Origin of the sequence: Streptomyces sp. CG4 (genome assembly GCF_041080655.1) — a bacterium.
GTDB lineage: Bacteria > Actinomycetota > Actinomycetes > Streptomycetales > Streptomycetaceae > Streptomyces.
Map to the genome: position 1 here is coordinate 3953144 of NZ_CP163525.1, position 14862 is coordinate 3968005.

Below are 14862 nucleotides of genomic sequence, written 5' to 3' on the forward strand. Positions count from 1 at the left end.
CTTCATTCGTGGGCGCCCGCTATTTGACGCCCGACGGAAACCGCGCCCGTGAAAAGCGCGGGTACTGCAAGGGTACGGGCGGCACGGCCCGAAGGAGCCGTACCGCCCGCAACCGCAGACCGTGAAGCGTCAGACGCGGCGACGCTTCGGCGGACGGCAGCCGTTGTGCGGGGTCGGGGTGACGTCCTGGATGGAGCCGACCTCGAGGCCCGTGGCCTGCAGGGAGCGGATCGCGGTCTCACGACCGGAACCCGGGCCCTTCACGAACACGTCGACCTTGCGCATGCCGTGCTCCTGGGCGCGGCGGGCAGCCGACTCGGCGGCCATCTGCGCGGCGAACGGCGTGGACTTGCGGGAGCCCTTGAAGCCGACGTGGCCGGCGGAGGCCCAGGAGATCACGTTGCCGGACGGGTCCGTGATCGAGACGATCGTGTTGTTGAACGTGCTCTTGATGTGCGCGTGGCCGTGAGCGACGTTCTTCTTTTCCTTGCGGCGCACCTTCTTGGCAGCGCCCTGACGACCCTTGGGGGGCATCTACAAACTCCTACGGGGAGGTGGTCGGTCCTACAGCGAAGACCGCTGATGAAGCGTTGTCCGCTGCGGACTACTTCTTGCCCGGCTTCTTCTTGCCGGCGATGGCGCGACGCGGGCCCTTGCGGGTACGGGCGTTCGTGCTGGTGCGCTGACCGCGGACGGGCAGACCGCGACGGTGACGGAGACCCTGGTAGCAACCGATCTCGACCTTGCGGCGGATGTCGGCCTGGATCTCGCGACGGAGGTCACCCTCGGTCTTGATGTTGTTGTCGACGTACTCACGAATCGCGACCAGCTGCTCTTCGGTCAGGTCGCGGACGCGGGTGTTCGGGTCGATACCGGTCTCGGCCAGCGTCTGCTGCGAGAGTGTCCGGCCGATGCCGAACACGTAGGTGAGGGCGACCTCCACGCGCTTTTCGCGCGGGATGTCAACACCGGAAACGCGTGCCATTCAATGGCTCCTGGTGATCTTCGGAGGTCTTCCGCAGAACCGGCTCCCGGCCGCCGTACCAGGTACGAACCGGGTCCCCGGCCTCCGAACCGGGGGTGTCGAGCTGGATGGCTCGGGCTCTGCGTATGAACATATTCAGCTCGCGTCGCGCGAATCTCTGCGATAGAGGTGCAGAGGGTGATGGTCGTGCGTCAGCCCTGGCGCTGCTTGTGGCGCGGGTTCTCGCAGATGACCATGACCCGACCGTGACGGCGGATCACCCTGCACTTGTCGCAGATCTTCTTGACGCTCGGCTTGACCTTCATGGGATTGAGGTTCTCCGGGTCAGTGCCATCACCCCGCCGAGGCGGGATGCGGGCAAGATCTACTTGTACCGGTAGACGATCCGGCCACGCGTCAGGTCGTACGGAGACAGCTCCACCACGACCCGGTCGTCAGGGAGGATGCGGATGTAGTGCATACGCATCTTGCCGCTGATGTGTGCCAGGACCTGGTGGCCGTTCTGGAGCTCGACCTTGAACATGGCGTTCGGAAGAGACTCGACGACAGTGCCCTCGATCTCGATGGCACCTTGCTTCTTGGCCACGCTTCGCCCTTCGAATCGACTACCCTGATCGGCTCCCGTGACCGTGCATGCATGCAGGCATGAGGGTGCACAAGAGCCGACGAGTCAGTCTACGTCGGCGTACCCGGAAAGGCGAATCGAGGAATTCTGCCCCACCGGGAAGATCACTAAGCGAGCGGATCCGGAGCGGCGGTGATGCCGTGCTCGGCGAGCTTCGCCTTGCCGCCGTCGGGCGCGGTCAGTACCAGCGGGCCCTCGGGGGTCAGGGCGACCGAGTGCTCCCAGTGGGAGGACCAGGTGCCGTCGGTGGTGATGACCGTCCAGTCGTCGGAGAGGACCTCGGTCTTCGGGGTGCCGAGCGAGACCATCGGCTCGATCGCGAGGCAGAAGCCGGGCACCAGCTTGGGGCCCTTGCCGCGGCGGCGTTCGACGTAGTTCAGCAGATGCGGGTCCATGTGCATCTCGGTGCCGATGCCGTGGCCGCCGTAGTCCTCGATGATCCCGTACTTGCCGCCGCCCGGCTTCGGCTGGCGGCGGATGTACGTCTCGATGGCGCGGGAGATGTCGACCAGGCGGTTGCCCTGCTTCATGGCCGCGATGCCGGCCCACATCGACTCTTCCGTCACCCGGGACAGCTCGACCAGCTCCGGAGCGTGACCGGAGCCCACGAAGGCCGTGTAGGCCGCGTCGCCGTGCCAGCCGTCGATGATCGCGCCGCAGTCGATGGAGATGATGTCGCCGTCCTTCAGGACGACCTCGTCGGAGGGGATGCCGTGGACGACCACGTCGTTGACCGACGTGCAGATCGTGGCGGGGAAGCCGCCGTAGCCCAGGAAGTTCGACTTCGCGCCGTGCTCGGCGAGGACCTTGCGGGCGACCTCGTCCAGGTCCTTGGTGGAGGCGCCGGGCACCGCCGCCTCACGGGTGGCCGCGTGGATGGCGGCTACGACCAGGCCCGCCGCCCGCATCTTCGCGATCTGCTCGGGCGTCTTGATCTGCACCATGGGGGCCTGCGCTCTCCATCACTCACGTCGGCTGGGTTTACCTGTACAACACTACGGCCGCGGCGCCCGGGGAAGGGCACCGCGGCCGGGCGGGCCGGGCTCTACTGCTCGGCCTTCTCGCGCTTGAGTGCCCCCAGCGCCCGCTGCGTGATCTCGTCCACGGGACCCAGGGCGGAGATCGTCACGACCAGGCCCTGCGTCTTGTAGTAGTCGATGATCGGCTCGGTCTGCGTGTGGTAGACCTCGAGCCGCGTGCGGACGGTCTCCTCGCGGTCGTCGTCGCGCTGGTACAGCTCACCGCCGCAGACGTCGCACACGCCCTCTTTCTTCGCCGGGCTGTACGTCACATGGAAGACGTGCGAGGAGTCGTTGCGGCAGATACGCCGGCCGGCGATCCGCTTGACCACCTCGTCCTCGGGGACCTCCAGGTCCAGGACGGCGTCCAGCCTGATGCCCTCGGTCGTGAGCAGCTCGTCCAGCGCCTCGGCCTGCTGCACGTTCCGCGGGAAGCCGTCGAGCAGGAAGCCGTTCTCGGCGTCCGGCTGCTCCATGCGGTCCTTGGCCATCGCGATGGTGACCTCGTCCGGGACCAGGTTGCCGGCGTCCATGTAGGACTTCGCGAGCTTGCCCAGCTCGGTCTGCTGGCTGATGTTGGCCCGGAACAGGTCGCCTGTGGAGATGTGCGGGATGGCCAGCTCCTTGGCGAGCCGGACGGCTTGCGTTCCCTTACCGGCGCCCGGCGGCCCGACGAGGACGATACGCATCAGCGGAGGAACCCTTCGTAATTGCGCTGCTGGAGCTGGCTCTCGATCTGCTTCACCGTCTCGAGACCGACACCCACGATGATCAGGATGCTGGTACCGCCGAACGGGAAGTTGTTCGTCGCCCCGAACCCGACCAACGCCATTGTTGGCACGAGAGCAATCAGACCCAAATACAGCGAACCCGGCCAGGTGATCCGGTTGAGCACGTAGCTGAGGTACTCAGCGGTCGGTCGGCCAGCCCGGATGCCCGGGATGAAGCCACCATACTTCTTCATGTTGTCGGCGACTTCCTCGGGGTTGAAGGAGATCGCCACGTAGAAGAACGCGAAGAAAACGATGAGCAAGAAGTACAGAGTGATGTAAATCGGGTGGTCGCCCTTGGTCAGGTTGTCCTTGATCCAGATGGCCCAGTCCGATTTGCTCCCCGCGAACTGCGCGACGAGCGCCGGAATGTAGAGCAGCGACGAGGCGAAGATGACGGGAATCACACCCGCCTGGTTCACCTTGAGCGGGATGTATGTGGACGTACCGCCGTAGGAACGACGGCCGATCATGCGCTTCGCGTACTGCACCGGGATACGGCGCTGGGCCTGCTCGACGAAGACCACCAGCGCGACCATGACCAGGCCGACCAGGATCACGGTGCCGAACTCGATCCAGCCGCCGGCCAGGGTGCCCTGCTTCTTGATCGCCCACAGCGCGGACGGGAAGGTCGCGGCGATCGAGATGAACATCAGGATCGACATGCCGTTGCCGATGCCGCGGTCGGTGATCAGCTCACCCAGCCACATCACGACACACGTACCGGCGGTCATGCAGACGACCATCGTGATCGTCGTGAAGATCGCCTGGTCCGGGACGATGCTCGCCGCGACCGAGCAGCCGTTGAAGAGCGCCCCGCTGCGGGCGGTGGCGACGAGGCCGGTGCCCTGGAGGATGGCGAGCGCCACGGTGAGATAACGGGTGTACTGCGTGATCTTCGCCGTGCCGGCCTGGCCCTCCTTCTTCAGGGCTTCCAGACGCGGGATGACCACGGTCAGCAGCTGAAGGATGATGCTGGCCGTGATGTACGGCATGATGCCGAGCGCGAAGACCGTGATCTGCAGCAGCGCGCCGCCGCTGAACATGTTCACGAGGCCGAACAGGCCCTGGTTGGCCCCCGCCTCGCTCACACACTGCTGGACGGCCTTGTAGTTGACGCCGGGGATCGGGATGTGGGTGCCTACCCGGTAGACCACGATGATGGCCAGCGTGAAGAGCAGCTTCTTGCGCAGGTCGGGCGTCCTGAACGCCCGGGCGAACGCGGTGAGCACGGTGCCTCCTGCGACCCCCGCGCAACTGCGTCAAGGGTGACGGTCTTGAGGTTCGACGAATGGACGAATGGATAACGGTCAACTGCCGCTCAGGGTGCCCCATGGGAAGCACCCGATGAAAGTAGGCAGTGCTGGCCACCTTACCGGCGAGAGCACCGCCCTAGGAACGACCAACCGGGGATACCCCTTTTGTGGGGTATCCCCGGTCGGGATCGTTCACGTCATCGAGGGACCTGAGGGGCTCAGACCAGCTCGGTGACCGTACCGCCGGCGGCGGTGATCTTCTCCTTGGCGGAGCCGGAGACGGCGTCGACCGTCACCTGCAGCGCCACGGAGATCTCGCCCTGGCCGAGGACCTTGACGAGGCTGTTCTTGCGAACGGCACCCTTGGCCACCAGACCCTCGACCGTGACCTCGCCACCCTCGGGGTAGAGCGCGGCCAGCTTGTCGAGGTTCACGACCTGGAACTCGGTCTTGAACGGGTTCTTGAAGCCCTTCAGCTTCGGGAGGCGCATGTGGAGCGGCATCTGGCCACCCTCGAAGCGCTCCGGAACCTGGTAACGAGCCTTCGTACCCTTCGTACCACGACCGGCCGTCTTACCCTTCGACGCCTCACCACGACCCACACGGGTCTTGGCGGTCTTGGCGCCCGGGGCGGGACGGAGGTTGTGGATCTTCAGCGGGTTCTGCTCCGCCATGATCAGTCGACCTCCTCGACCGTCACGAGGTGGCGGACGGTGTGCACCATGCCGCGGAACTCGGGGCGGTCCTCCTTGACGACCTGCGTGTTGATGCCCTTGAGACCAAGGGAGCGCAGGGTGTCACGGTGGTTCTGCTTGCTGCCGATGTACGACTTAACCTGCGTGATCTTGAGCTGAGCCATTACGCACCAGCCCCGGCACGCGCACGCAGCAGGGCCGCGGGGGCGACGTCCTCCAGCGGCAGACCGCGGCGGGCCGCGACCTCCTCGGGACGCTGCAGGCCCTTCAGGGCCTCCACGGTCGCGTGCACGATGTTGATCGCGTTGTCGGAGCCGAGCGACTTCGACAGGATGTCGTGGATACCGGCGCACTCGAGCACGGCACGCACCGGACCACCGGCGATAACACCGGTACCCGGGGACGCGGGCTTGAGCAGCACGACGCCGGCAGCCTTCTCACCCTGGATCGGGTGCGGGATGGTGCCCTGGATCCGGGGGACCTTGAAGAAGTGCTTCTTGGCCTCCTCAACGCCCTTGGCGATGGCGGCCGGCACCTCCTTGGCCTTGCCGTATCCGACACCCACGGTGCCGTCACCGTCGCCCACCACGACCAGCGCGGTGAAGCTGAAGCGACGACCACCCTTCACAACCTTGGCGACGCGGTTGATCGCGACAACGCGCTCAACGTACGCGGTCTTCTCGGCGGCAGCAGCGCCGCCGTCACGGCCCTTCCGGTCCCGCCGCTCGCCGCCACCGGCACCGCCACCGCGGCGCTGGGGTCCAGCCATTGGAATTACCTCTCTCTGTTTCCGCTAGCTACGGCAGGCTCAGAACTTGAGCCCGGCTTCGCGGGCGGCGTCCGCCAGGGCGGCGATGCGCCCGGCGTACTGGTTGCCACCACGGTCGAACACGACAGCCTCGACGCCGGCGGCCTTGGCACGCTCGGCGACCAGGGCGCCGACCTGCTTGGCCTGCGCGGACTTGTCGCCCTCGCCACCGCGGATCGAGCTGTCCAGCGTGGACGCCGACGCCAGGGTGTGGCCCTTCAGGTCGTCGATCACCTGCGCCACGATGTGGCGGTTGGAGCGGGTTACGACCAGACGGGGACGCTCCGCCGTACCGGAAAGGTTCTTGCGGATCCGGATGTGACGGCGCTTGATCGCGGCGCGCTTGTAGGCGTCGCCCTTGAGGATCTTCTGCCCGTATGCCATGGCTTACTTACCCGCCTTTCCGACCTTGCGGCGGATGACTTCGCCCTCGTACTTGACGCCCTTGGCCTTGTACGGGTCGGGCTTGCGCAGCTTGCGGATGTTGGCCGCAACCTCGCCGACCTTCTGCTTGTCGATGCCCTCGACCGAGAAGCGCGTGGGCGCCTCGACCTTGAAGGTGATGCCTTCGGGGGCCTCGACCAGGATCGGGTGGCTGTAACCGAGAGCGAACTCCAGGTTCGAACCCTTGGCGGTCACTCGGTAACCGACACCGCTGATCTCGAGCTTCTTCACGTAACCCTGGGTCACGCCGGTGATCATGTTCGCCACCAGCGTGCGGGACAGGCCGTGCAGGGCCTTGTTCTGACGCTCGTCGTTCGGGCGGGTCACCTGGAGGGTGCCGTCCTCGCCCTTAGCGATGTCGATCGGCGCGGCAACGGTGTGGGTCAGCGAGCCCTTGGGGCCCTTGACCGAGACCGTACGGCCGTCGATGGTGACGTCCACGCCGGCGGGAACCGTGATGGGGAGCTTGCCAATACGCGACATAGCTGTTTCCTCCGTTCCCTTCCGTTACCAGACGTAGGCGAGGACTTCCCCACCCACGCCCTTCTTGCCGGCCTGCTTGTCGGTGAGGAGCCCGTGGGACGTGGAGATGATCGCCACGCCGAGGCCGCCGAGCACCTTCGGCAGGTTGGTGGACTTCGCGTACACCCGGAGACCGGGCTTGGAGATCCGCTTGATGCCCGCGATGGAGCGCTCACGGTTCGGGCCGAACTTCAGCTCGAGAACGAGGTTCTTGCCGACCTCGGCGTCCTCGACCTTCCAGCCCGTGATGAAGCCCTCCTGCTGGAGGATCTCCGCGATGTGCGACTTGATCTTCGATGCCGGCATCGTCACGGAGTCGTGGTATGCCGAGTTCGCGTTCCGCAGACGCGTAAGCATGTCTGCGATCGGATCAGTCATGGTCATGAATTGGCCTTCGGCCTCTCTCGCCGGGGTTTCCTGGTGCGCCATCCCTCTCCCCGATCCGAGACGGGACGGGTGCGGCGCGGTGGACCTACGGCGTAGTAAGTCGTACGGGCGCGGCAGACGCCCAACCCCACAAGCCTACGGCATGTGGAGAAGGGCCCCTGCCGACCCAGATGCTTACCGAGAGCTTCAGGAATCCCTAAAAGTGGGATTACCAGGAGCTCTTGGTCACGCCCGGCAGCTCGCCACGGTGAGCCATCTCACGAAGGCACACGCGGCACAGGCCGAACTTGCGGTACACGGAGTGCGGACGGCCGCAGCGCTGGCAGCGGGTGTAGCCACGCACACCGAACTTGGGCTTGCGAGCAGCCTTGGCAATCAGAGCCTTCTTCGCCATCTCGCTCACGCCTCCTTGAACGGGAAGCCGAGGTGACGAAGGAGCGCGCGGCCCTCAGCGTCGTTGGTCGCCGTGGTGACCACGGTGATGTCCATGCCCCGGGTACGGTCGATCTTGTCCTGGTCGATCTCGTGGAACATGACCTGCTCCGTGAGACCGAAGGTGTAGTTGCCACGGCCGTCGAACTGCTTGGGGGACAGACCACGGAAGTCGCGGATGCGCGGCAGCGCGAGCGACAGGGTGCGGTCCAGGAACTCCCACATGCGGTCGCCACGGAGCGTGACGTGGGCACCGATCGGCTGGCCCTCACGCAGCTTGAACTGCGCGATGGACTTGCGGGCCTTGGTGACGGCCGGCTTCTGACCGGTGATGGTGGTCAGGTCGCGGATCGCGCCCTCGATCAGCTTCGAGTCACGGGCGGCGTCGCCGACACCCATGTTGACCACGATCTTGACGAGGCCGGGAACCTGCATGACGTTCTCGTACTTGAACTCGTCACGCAGCTTGCCCGCGATCTCCTCGCGGTACTTCTGCTTCAGACGCGGAGTGGTGGTGGTAGCCATCAGATGTCCTCACCCGTCCGCTTGGCAACGCGGATCTTGTTGCCTTCGTCGTCGAAGCGGTAGCCGACACGCGTGACGACCTTGTTGCCGTCCTTCTCAACGACCAGCTGGACGTTGGAGACGTGGATCGGCGCCTCGGTCGTGACGATGCCGCCGGCCTGGGAACCGCGAGCGGTCGGACCGGCCTTGGTGTGCTTCTTGACCCGGTTGACACCCTCGACCAGGACACGGTCCTCGCGGGGGTAGGCCGCGATGACCTTGCCCTGCTTGCCCTTGTCCTTACCGGTGATGACCTGGACCAGGTCGCCCTTCTTGATCTTCATGCTTACAGCACCTCCGGCGCGAGCGAGATGATCTTCATGAACTTCTTCTCGCGCAGCTCACGGCCGACCGGGCCGAAGATGCGGGTGCCGCGAGGGTCGCCGTCGTTCTTCAGAATGACGGCGGCGTTCTCGTCGAAGCGGATGTACGAGCCGTCCGGACGGCGGCGCTCCTTGACGGTGCGAACGATGACCGCCTTGACGACGTCACCCTTCTTCACGTTGCCACCGGGGATCGCGTCCTTGACGGTGGCGACGATGACGTCACCGATGCCCGCGTAGCGGCGACCGGAGCCACCGAGCACACGGATGCAAAGGATTTCCTTCGCGCCCGTGTTGTCGGCGACGCGCAGTCGCGACTCCTGCTGGATCACGTCTATCTCCTGTTTGTCTGCCGGTTCCCGGCAGGGGCCTCAGTACGAGCGCCCCTGCCGAGCCTGGCGGAACTGACCTGCGAGGTTAGCCCCGCAGGAAATTACTTGGCCTTCTCGAGGATCTCGACGACGCGCCAGCGCTTCGTCGCGGACAGCGGCCGGGTCTCCATCAGGAGGACGCGGTCGCCGACACCCGCGGCGTTCTGCTCGTCGTGCGCCTTGAGCTTGTTGGTACGGCGGATGACCTTGCCGTACAGCGCGTGCTTGACGCGGTCCTCGACGGCGACGACGACGGTCTTGTCCATCTTGTCGCTGACGACGAGACCCTCACGGGTCTTGCGGAAGCCGCGGGCCTCTGCGTTCTCAGTCACGTTCTTCTCGCTCATCAGGCGTTCTCCACCGTTTCGATGCCCAGCTCACGCTCGCGCATCAGGGTGTAGATCCGCGCGATGTCCTTGCGGACCGCCTTCAGACGGCCGTGGTTCTCGAGCTGACCCGTCGCCGCCTGGAAGCGGAGATTGAACAGCTCTTCCTTGGCCTCGCGGAGCTTCGCCAGAAGCTCCTCGTTGCCCAGCTCGCGCAGCTCGGACGCCTTGGTACCGGCCGACATCACGCTTCACCTGCCTCGCGCTTGACGATCCGGCACTTCATCGGCAGCTTGTGAGCCGCACGCGTCAGGGCCTCACGCGCAATCTTCTCGTTGGGGTACGACAGCTCGAACATCACGCGTCCGGGCTTGACGTTGGCGATCCACCACTCCGGGGAACCCTTACCGGAACCCATGCGGGTCTCGGCAGGCTTCTTGGTGAGGGGACGGTCCGGGTAGATGTTGATCCAGACCTTGCCACCACGCTTGATGTGACGCGTCATGGCGATACGAGCGGCCTCGATCTGACGGTTCGTCACATACGCCGGGGTGAGCGCCTGGATGCCGTACTCGCCGAACGCAACCGTCGTGCCACCCTTGGCAGCGCCGGAGCGCTTCGGGTGGTGCTGCTTGCGGTGCTTGACCCTACGGGGGATCAGCATGTCGGTCAGGCCTCCGTTCCGGTGCTCTCAGCCGGAGCCTCGGCCTTCGGAGCCTCGGCCTTGGGGGCCTCGGCGCCGGCAGCCTGCTGCGGCTTGCGACCGCGCCGCTCGCCACCGCGGCCACCACGGGCCGGGCGGTCGGCACCACCACGGGCCGGGCGGTTACCCGCACGGGCCGCAGCGTTCTCGGCGCGGACCTCGGCGATGTTCTTGACGTCGCCCTTGTAGATCCAGACCTTCACACCGATGCGGCCGAAGGTCGTCTTGGCCTCGAAGAAGCCGTAGTCCACGTTCGCGCGGAGCGTGTGCAGGGGCACACGGCCCTCGCGGTAGAACTCCGAGCGGGACATCTCGGCGCCGCCGAGACGGCCACCGCACTGGATCTTGATGCCCTTGGCGCCCGCCTTCATCGCCGACTGCATGCTCTTGCGCATGGCACGGCGGAAGGAGACGCGGGAGGACAGCTGCTCGGCGACGGCCTGGGCCACCAGCTGAGCGTCCGTCTCCGGGTTCTTGACCTCGAGGATGTTCAGCTGGACCTGCTTGCCGGTCAGCTTCTCCAGGTCACCGCGGATGCGGTCGGCCTCGGCGCCGCGGCGGCCGATGACGATGCCCGGGCGAGCCGTGTGGATGTCCACACGGACGCGGTCACGGGTGCGCTCGATCTCCACCTTCGAGATGCCGGCGCGCTCCATGCCGGACGTCATCATCCGACGGATGGCGACGTCTTCCTTGACGTAGTCCTTGTACAGCTTGTCGGCGTACCAACGCGACTTGAAGTCGGTCGTGACACCGAGCCGGAACCCATGCGGGTTAACCTTCTGGCCCATTACCGGGTTCCTTCCTTGCTGCTGACGACCACGGTGATGTGGCTGGTCCGCTTGCGGATCCGGTAGGCACGGCCCTGGGCACGCGGACGGAACCGCTTCAGGGTCGGGCCCTCGTCGACGTACGCCTCGGAGATGTAGAGGCTGTCGGCGTCGGTGTGGTCGTAGTTGTGCGCGGCGTTGGCGATGGCGCTGTCGAGCACCTTGCCGACCGGCACGGAGGCTGCCTGCGGAGCGAATCGCAGAACAGCCTGAGCCTCCGTGGCGTCCATGCCACGGATCAGGTCCACCACGCGGCGGGCCTTCATGGGCGTGACGCGGATGTACCGCGCCTGGGCCCTGGCTTCCATGGTTGTCCCTCTCAGTTACTTACGTGTCTGAATGCGATCCGCTACTAGCGGCGCTTCGACTTCCGGTCGTCCTTGACGTGACCCCGGAAGGTGCGCGTCGGCGAGAACTCGCCGAGCTTGTGGCCGACCATCGACTCGGTGACGAACACCGGGATGTGGGTCTTGCCGTTGTGCACCGCGAGCGTGTGGCCCAGCATGGCCGGGACGATCATGGAGCGACGGGACCAGGTCTTGATGACGTTCTTGGTGCCGGCTTCGTTCTGGGCGTCCACCTTCTTGATCAGGTGGTCGTCGACGAAGGGCCCCTTCTTCAGGCTACGAGGCATCTCAACCCGTCCTTAGCGCTTCTTGTTCGTCTTGCGGCGGCGGACGATGTACTTGTTCGACGCCTTCTTGGGCGAACGAGTACGGCCTTCCTTCTTGCCCCACGGGGACACAGGGTGGCGACCACCGGAGGTCCGGCCCTCACCACCACCGTGCGGGTGGTCAACCGGGTTCATCACGACACCACGGACGGTCGGGCGAACGCCCAGCCACCGCTTACGGCCGGCCTTACCCCAGTTGATGTTGCTCTGCTCGGCGTTGCCGACCTCACCGACGGTGGCGCGGCAGCGGACGTCGACGAGACGGATCTCGCCGGACGGCATGCGCAGGTGGGCGTAGGCGCCCTCCTTCGCGAGCAGCTGCACGGAGGCACCGGCGGAGCGGGCGAACTTGGCACCGCCACCGGGACGGAGCTCGATCGCGTGGATCGTGGTACCGACCGGGATGTTGCGGAGGGCCAGGTTGTTGCCCGGCTTGATGTCGGCCCCGGGACCGTTCTCCACGCGGTCACCCTGCTGCAGGTTGCGCGGGGCGAGGATGTAGCGCTTCTCGCCGTCGGCGTAGTGCAGCAGCGCGATGCGCGCGGTGCGGTTGGGGTCGTACTCGATGTGCGCGACCTTCGCCGGCACGCCGTCCTTGTCGTGACGACGGAAGTCGATCACTCGGTAGGCGCGCTTGTGTCCGCCACCCTGGTGGCGAACGGTCACACGACCGGCGTTGTTACGGCCGCCCTTGCTGTGCAGGGGGCGGACCAGCGACTTCTCCGGCGTGGACCGCGTGACCTCGACGAAGTCGGCGACGCTGGCGCCACGACGGCCCGGCGTAGTCGGCTTGTACTTGCGGATTCCCATTTCTCAGTCCTCGTCCGATATCGGACGATCCGGACCGCCCTTAGGCGGTCGGACCGCCGAAGATGTCGATACGGTCGCCCTCGGCGAGGGTCACGATCGCGCGCTTGCTGCCGGCACGCTGACCGAAACCGGTCTTCGTGCGCTTGCGCTTGCCCTGGCGGTTGATCGTGTTGACCCCGGTGACCTTGACGTCGAAGACCGCCTGGACGGCCTGCTTGATCTGGGTCTTGTTGGCGCCCGGGGCGACGACGAACGTGTACTTGTTGTCGTCGAGGAGCGCGTAGCTCTTCTCGGAGACGACCGGCTTGAGCAGCACGTCACGGGGGTCCGTGAAGGACTTGCTCAGCGGCGTCTCGACGGTGTTCTTGCCCTCGGCGGCGTGACGACGCGCCTTGGCGACGCGCGCGGCCTTGGCGGCCTTGGCGGCCTTCGAGGCGATAGCGGGGTGACGGATGGCCATCAGACCTCGCTCCCTTCGGTGTCGGTGGCCTTCGGGCCGGACACGAAGGACTCGAAAGCGGCCTGGGTGAAGACCACGTCGTCCGAGACGAGAACGTCGTACGTGTTCAGCTGGCCCGGCTCCAGGATGTGGACCTGGGGCAGGTTGCGGGCGGACAGCCACGCGGCCTCGTCGGCGCGGTCGACGACCAGGAGCAGGTTCTTGCGCTCCGAGATCTTGCCGAACAGCGACTTGGCGGCCTTGGTGCTGGGGGTCTCGCCCTCGACCACGCCGGAGACGACGTGGATGCGGTTGTGACGCGCCCGGTCGGTGAGGGCACCGCGCAGGGCGGCGGCCTTCATCTTCTTCGGGGTGCGCTGCGAGTAGTCACGCGGCTGCGGGCCGTGCACGACGCCACCACCGGCGAACTGCGGCGCGCGGGTCGAACCCTGACGGGCGCGACCGGTGCCCTTCTGGCGGTACGGCTTCTTGCCGCCACCACGGACCTCGCCACGGGTCTTCGTCTTGTGCGTGCCCTGACGGGCAGCGGCCAGCTGCGCGACGACGACCTGGTGGATCAGCGGAACGCTGACCTTGGCGTCGAAGATCTCCGCGGGGAGCTCGACGGAACCGGCCTTGTCGCCAGCCGGCGAAAGGATGTCAACAGTGCTCATCGGTTACCTCAGGCCCCCTTGGCCGCGGTGCGGACCAGGACGAGGCCGCCGTTCGGACCGGGAACCGCGCCCTTGATGAGCAGCAGACCCTTCTCCGCGTCAACGGCGTGGACGGTCAGGTTCTGGGTGGTGACCCGCTCGTTGCCCATGCGACCCGCCATGCGGAGGCCCTTGAACACACGGCCCGGGGTGGCGCAGCCACCGATGGAACCGGGAGAGCGGTGCTTGCGCTGGGTGCCGTGTCCGGCGCCGAGGCCACGGAAGTTGTGGCGCTTCATGACACCGGCGAAGCCCTTGCCCTTGCTCTTGCCGGTGACGTCGACCTTCACGCCGGCCTCGAAGACCTCGGCGGTGATTTCCTGACCGAGCGTGTACTCGGCGGCATCGGCCGTCCGGATCTCGACGAGGTGACGACGGGGGGTGACGTCGGCCTTGGCGAAGTGGCCCTTGAGGGGCTTGTTCACCTTGCGCGGGTCGATCTCGCCGAAGGCGATCTGGACCGACTCGTAGCCGTCGACGTCGTTGGTACGGACCTGGGTCACGACGTTGGGGCCGGCCTTGACGACGGTGACCGGAACAACACGGTTGTTCTCGTCCCACACCTGCGTCATGCCGAGCTTCTCGCCCAGGATGCCCTTGATCTGCTTAGCCATTCTCAGCCCACCAGCCTCAGAGCTTGATCTCGATGTCGACACCGGCCGGGAGGTCGAGTCGCATCAGAGAGTCAACGGTCTTGGGGGTCGGGTCGAGAATGTCGATCAGGCGCTTGTGCGTGCGCATCTCGAAGTGCTCGCGCGAGTCCTTGTACTTGTGCGGCGACTTGATGACGCAGTACACGTTCTTCTCAGTGGGCAGCGGCACCGGGCCCGCGACCGACGCACCAGTGCGGGTCACCGTCTCGACGATCTTCTTCGCCGAGGAGTCGATGACCTCGTGGTCGTAGGCCTTGAGCCGGATGCGGATCTTCTGTCCCGCCATGGCTACTCAGTAGTCCTGTCTCTTCTAACGCTCTGGAACCCGGCGGATTCCTTCTGCTGCCTTCGCTTCTCCGACCCACGCGGTCGGGCGTGTCGCGCTCTCGCTGACACAGATGTCCCTTGTTCGAACATCCCTGCCGGGAAATGCGACGGCCCTTCCGGAACCGCGGACCGGGGACCTCGGGCCCACCGGGCGCCTGGCCGGTGCCGCGCTCACACTTCCCGGAAG

Annotated in this window: 28 protein-coding genes; all 28 read right to left on the bottom strand. The window is 66.1% G+C overall.

From position 1 onward, the window contains the following. Positions 1 to 129 precede the first annotated feature (129 nt). A complete protein-coding gene (gene rpsK, locus AB5L52_RS17835; RefSeq protein ID WP_003956432.1) occupies positions 130 to 534 on the bottom strand; it encodes a 30S ribosomal protein S11 in 405 nt (134 codons plus the stop codon). Between the two features lie 70 nt (positions 535 to 604). Continuing rightward, positions 605 to 985, bottom strand: a complete 381-nt coding sequence (rpsM, locus tag AB5L52_RS17840; RefSeq protein ID WP_031167100.1) for a 30S ribosomal protein S13 — start codon at positions 983 to 985, stop codon at positions 605 to 607. 191 nt (positions 986 to 1176) lie between these two features. Further along, positions 1177 to 1290 (bottom strand): 50S ribosomal protein L36, encoded by a 114-nt coding sequence (rpmJ, locus tag AB5L52_RS17845; protein ID WP_003998809.1) that lies wholly within the window; start codon positions 1288 to 1290, stop codon positions 1177 to 1179. Between the two features lie 59 nt (positions 1291 to 1349). Further along, positions 1350 to 1571 (bottom strand): translation initiation factor IF-1, encoded by a 222-nt coding sequence (infA, locus tag AB5L52_RS17850; RefSeq protein ID WP_003948620.1) that lies wholly within the window; start codon positions 1569 to 1571, stop codon positions 1350 to 1352. 146 nt (positions 1572 to 1717) lie between these two features. Further along, a complete protein-coding gene (gene map, locus AB5L52_RS17855; protein ID WP_369364983.1) occupies positions 1718 to 2554 on the bottom strand; it encodes a type I methionyl aminopeptidase in 837 nt (278 codons plus the stop codon). A 101-nt stretch (positions 2555 to 2655) separates the two neighbouring features. Further along, positions 2656 to 3318: an adenylate kinase gene (locus AB5L52_RS17860; RefSeq protein WP_351030024.1), complete on the bottom strand. Its 663-nt coding sequence runs from the start codon at positions 3316 to 3318 to the stop codon at positions 2656 to 2658. Continuing rightward, entirely contained in the window at positions 3318 to 4631 is a 1314-nt protein-coding gene (gene secY, locus AB5L52_RS17865) for a preprotein translocase subunit SecY (protein WP_351575278.1), read from the bottom strand. The genes AB5L52_RS17860 and secY overlap by 1 nt, the downstream gene beginning before the upstream one ends. Positions 4632 to 4873: 242 nt before the next feature. Next, positions 4874 to 5329: a 50S ribosomal protein L15 gene (gene rplO / locus AB5L52_RS17870; RefSeq protein WP_023547373.1), complete on the bottom strand. Its 456-nt coding sequence runs from the start codon at positions 5327 to 5329 to the stop codon at positions 4874 to 4876. Positions 5330 to 5331: 2 nt separating this feature from the next. Next, positions 5332 to 5514, bottom strand: a complete 183-nt coding sequence (gene rpmD, locus AB5L52_RS17875) for a 50S ribosomal protein L30 (protein WP_003974250.1) — start codon at positions 5512 to 5514, stop codon at positions 5332 to 5334. Next, positions 5514 to 6119 (bottom strand): 30S ribosomal protein S5, encoded by a 606-nt coding sequence (gene rpsE, locus AB5L52_RS17880; RefSeq protein WP_015658456.1) that lies wholly within the window; start codon positions 6117 to 6119, stop codon positions 5514 to 5516. The genes rpmD and rpsE overlap by 1 nt, the downstream gene beginning before the upstream one ends. A gap of 39 nt (positions 6120 to 6158) precedes the next feature. Then, positions 6159 to 6542 carry a 50S ribosomal protein L18 gene (gene rplR, locus AB5L52_RS17885; protein WP_030745253.1) on the bottom strand — a complete coding sequence of 128 codons (384 nt, stop codon included), beginning with the start codon at positions 6540 to 6542 and terminating at the stop codon, positions 6159 to 6161. A 3-nt stretch (positions 6543 to 6545) separates the two neighbouring features. Continuing rightward, positions 6546 to 7085: a 50S ribosomal protein L6 gene (rplF, locus tag AB5L52_RS17890; RefSeq protein ID WP_351030028.1), complete on the bottom strand. Its 540-nt coding sequence runs from the start codon at positions 7083 to 7085 to the stop codon at positions 6546 to 6548. Between the two features lie 24 nt (positions 7086 to 7109). Further along, the gene (gene rpsH / locus AB5L52_RS17895) at positions 7110 to 7508 is read right to left on the bottom strand and encodes a 30S ribosomal protein S8 (protein WP_007384075.1); all 399 of its coding nucleotides are present in this window, start codon (positions 7506 to 7508) and stop codon (positions 7110 to 7112) included. A gap of 211 nt (positions 7509 to 7719) precedes the next feature. Beyond that, positions 7720 to 7905, bottom strand: a complete 186-nt coding sequence (locus AB5L52_RS17900; RefSeq protein ID WP_003948630.1) for a type Z 30S ribosomal protein S14 — start codon at positions 7903 to 7905, stop codon at positions 7720 to 7722. 5 nt (positions 7906 to 7910) lie between these two features. Next, positions 7911 to 8468 (bottom strand): 50S ribosomal protein L5, encoded by a 558-nt coding sequence (rplE, locus tag AB5L52_RS17905; protein ID WP_061920719.1) that lies wholly within the window; start codon positions 8466 to 8468, stop codon positions 7911 to 7913. Beyond that, entirely contained in the window at positions 8468 to 8791 is a 324-nt protein-coding gene (rplX, locus tag AB5L52_RS17910) for a 50S ribosomal protein L24 (RefSeq protein ID WP_030671805.1), read from the bottom strand. Before rplX ends, rplE begins: the two co-directional genes overlap by 1 nt. 2 nt (positions 8792 to 8793) lie before the next feature. Continuing rightward, the gene (rplN, locus tag AB5L52_RS17915; protein ID WP_003998823.1) at positions 8794 to 9162 is read right to left on the bottom strand and encodes a 50S ribosomal protein L14; all 369 of its coding nucleotides are present in this window, start codon (positions 9160 to 9162) and stop codon (positions 8794 to 8796) included. Between the two features lie 101 nt (positions 9163 to 9263). After that, positions 9264 to 9548 (bottom strand): 30S ribosomal protein S17, encoded by a 285-nt coding sequence (gene rpsQ / locus AB5L52_RS17920; protein WP_018543912.1) that lies wholly within the window; start codon positions 9546 to 9548, stop codon positions 9264 to 9266. Continuing rightward, positions 9548 to 9772, bottom strand: a complete 225-nt coding sequence (gene rpmC / locus AB5L52_RS17925) for a 50S ribosomal protein L29 (RefSeq protein WP_007494763.1) — start codon at positions 9770 to 9772, stop codon at positions 9548 to 9550. The genes rpsQ and rpmC overlap by 1 nt, the downstream gene beginning before the upstream one ends. Then, positions 9772 to 10191: a 50S ribosomal protein L16 gene (rplP, locus tag AB5L52_RS17930; RefSeq protein WP_030967307.1), complete on the bottom strand. Its 420-nt coding sequence runs from the start codon at positions 10189 to 10191 to the stop codon at positions 9772 to 9774. Before rplP ends, rpmC begins: the two co-directional genes overlap by 1 nt. 5 nt (positions 10192 to 10196) lie before the next feature. Next, positions 10197 to 11021: a 30S ribosomal protein S3 gene (gene rpsC / locus AB5L52_RS17935; protein ID WP_067045333.1), complete on the bottom strand. Its 825-nt coding sequence runs from the start codon at positions 11019 to 11021 to the stop codon at positions 10197 to 10199. Continuing rightward, entirely contained in the window at positions 11021 to 11368 is a 348-nt protein-coding gene (gene rplV / locus AB5L52_RS17940) for a 50S ribosomal protein L22 (RefSeq protein ID WP_019329637.1), read from the bottom strand. The genes rpsC and rplV overlap by 1 nt, the downstream gene beginning before the upstream one ends. A gap of 44 nt (positions 11369 to 11412) precedes the next feature. Beyond that, entirely contained in the window at positions 11413 to 11694 is a 282-nt protein-coding gene (rpsS, locus tag AB5L52_RS17945; RefSeq protein ID WP_003992359.1) for a 30S ribosomal protein S19, read from the bottom strand. Between the two features lie 12 nt (positions 11695 to 11706). Next, on the bottom strand, positions 11707 to 12543 hold the full coding sequence (rplB, locus tag AB5L52_RS17950; protein WP_018543909.1) for a 50S ribosomal protein L2: 837 nt from the start codon (positions 12541 to 12543) through the stop codon (positions 11707 to 11709). Between the two features lie 40 nt (positions 12544 to 12583). Beyond that, complete coding sequence (gene rplW, locus AB5L52_RS17955) at positions 12584 to 13003, bottom strand: 50S ribosomal protein L23 (protein ID WP_351030032.1); 420 nt, start codon at positions 13001 to 13003, stop codon at positions 12584 to 12586. Further along, positions 13003 to 13656: a 50S ribosomal protein L4 gene (gene rplD / locus AB5L52_RS17960; protein WP_351030034.1), complete on the bottom strand. Its 654-nt coding sequence runs from the start codon at positions 13654 to 13656 to the stop codon at positions 13003 to 13005. Before rplD ends, rplW begins: the two co-directional genes overlap by 1 nt. 8 nt (positions 13657 to 13664) lie before the next feature. Further along, positions 13665 to 14309, bottom strand: coding sequence for a 50S ribosomal protein L3 (gene rplC, locus AB5L52_RS17965; protein ID WP_067045344.1), 645 nt, complete (start codon positions 14307 to 14309; stop codon positions 13665 to 13667). Between the two features lie 16 nt (positions 14310 to 14325). Further along, complete coding sequence (rpsJ, locus tag AB5L52_RS17970; RefSeq protein ID WP_003948644.1) at positions 14326 to 14634, bottom strand: 30S ribosomal protein S10; 309 nt, start codon at positions 14632 to 14634, stop codon at positions 14326 to 14328. Positions 14635 to 14862 lie beyond the last annotated feature (228 nt).

Coding starts and splice junctions, on each gene's coding strand:
- rpsK (WP_003956432.1), bottom strand. CDS start 534: ATGCCCCCCAAGGGTCGTCAGGGCGCTGCCAAGAAGGTGCGCCGCAAG.
- rpsM (WP_031167100.1), bottom strand. CDS start 985: ATGGCACGCGTTTCCGGTGTTGACATCCCGCGCGAAAAGCGCGTGGAG.
- rpmJ (WP_003998809.1), bottom strand. CDS start 1,290: ATGAAGGTCAAGCCGAGCGTCAAGAAGATCTGCGACAAGTGCAGGGTG.
- map (WP_369364983.1), bottom strand. CDS start 2,554: ATGGTGCAGATCAAGACGCCCGAGCAGATCGCGAAGATGCGGGCGGCG.
- AB5L52_RS17860 (WP_351030024.1), bottom strand. CDS start 3,318: ATGCGTATCGTCCTCGTCGGGCCGCCGGGCGCCGGTAAGGGAACGCAA.
- rplO (WP_023547373.1), bottom strand. CDS start 5,329: ATGGCGGAGCAGAACCCGCTGAAGATCCACAACCTCCGTCCCGCCCCG.
- rpmD (WP_003974250.1), bottom strand. CDS start 5,514: ATGGCTCAGCTCAAGATCACGCAGGTTAAGTCGTACATCGGCAGCAAG.
- rpsE (WP_015658456.1), bottom strand. CDS start 6,119: ATGGCTGGACCCCAGCGCCGCGGTGGCGGTGCCGGTGGCGGCGAGCGG.
- rplR (WP_030745253.1), bottom strand. CDS start 6,542: ATGGCATACGGGCAGAAGATCCTCAAGGGCGACGCCTACAAGCGCGCC.
- rplF (WP_351030028.1), bottom strand. CDS start 7,085: ATGTCGCGTATTGGCAAGCTCCCCATCACGGTTCCCGCCGGCGTGGAC.
- rpsH (WP_007384075.1), bottom strand. CDS start 7,508: ATGACCATGACTGATCCGATCGCAGACATGCTTACGCGTCTGCGGAAC.
- AB5L52_RS17900 (WP_003948630.1), bottom strand. CDS start 7,905: ATGGCGAAGAAGGCTCTGATTGCCAAGGCTGCTCGCAAGCCCAAGTTC.
- rplE (WP_061920719.1), bottom strand. CDS start 8,468: ATGGCTACCACCACCACTCCGCGTCTGAAGCAGAAGTACCGCGAGGAG.
- rplX (WP_030671805.1), bottom strand. CDS start 8,791: ATGAAGATCAAGAAGGGCGACCTGGTCCAGGTCATCACCGGTAAGGAC.
- rpsQ (WP_018543912.1), bottom strand. CDS start 9,548: ATGAGCGAGAAGAACGTGACTGAGAACGCAGAGGCCCGCGGCTTCCGC.
- rpmC (WP_007494763.1), bottom strand. CDS start 9,772: ATGTCGGCCGGTACCAAGGCGTCCGAGCTGCGCGAGCTGGGCAACGAG.
- rplP (WP_030967307.1), bottom strand. CDS start 10,191: ATGCTGATCCCCCGTAGGGTCAAGCACCGCAAGCAGCACCACCCGAAG.
- rpsC (WP_067045333.1), bottom strand. CDS start 11,021: ATGGGCCAGAAGGTTAACCCGCATGGGTTCCGGCTCGGTGTCACGACC.
- rplV (WP_019329637.1), bottom strand. CDS start 11,368: ATGGAAGCCAGGGCCCAGGCGCGGTACATCCGCGTCACGCCCATGAAG.
- rpsS (WP_003992359.1), bottom strand. CDS start 11,694: ATGCCTCGTAGCCTGAAGAAGGGGCCCTTCGTCGACGACCACCTGATC.
- rplB (WP_018543909.1), bottom strand. CDS start 12,543: ATGGGAATCCGCAAGTACAAGCCGACTACGCCGGGCCGTCGTGGCGCC.
- rplW (WP_351030032.1), bottom strand. CDS start 13,003: ATGGCCATCCGTCACCCCGCTATCGCCTCGAAGGCCGCCAAGGCCGCC.
- rplD (WP_351030034.1), bottom strand. CDS start 13,656: ATGAGCACTGTTGACATCCTTTCGCCGGCTGGCGACAAGGCCGGTTCC.
- rplC (WP_067045344.1), bottom strand. CDS start 14,309: ATGGCTAAGCAGATCAAGGGCATCCTGGGCGAGAAGCTCGGCATGACG.
- rpsJ (WP_003948644.1), bottom strand. CDS start 14,634: ATGGCGGGACAGAAGATCCGCATCCGGCTCAAGGCCTACGACCACGAG.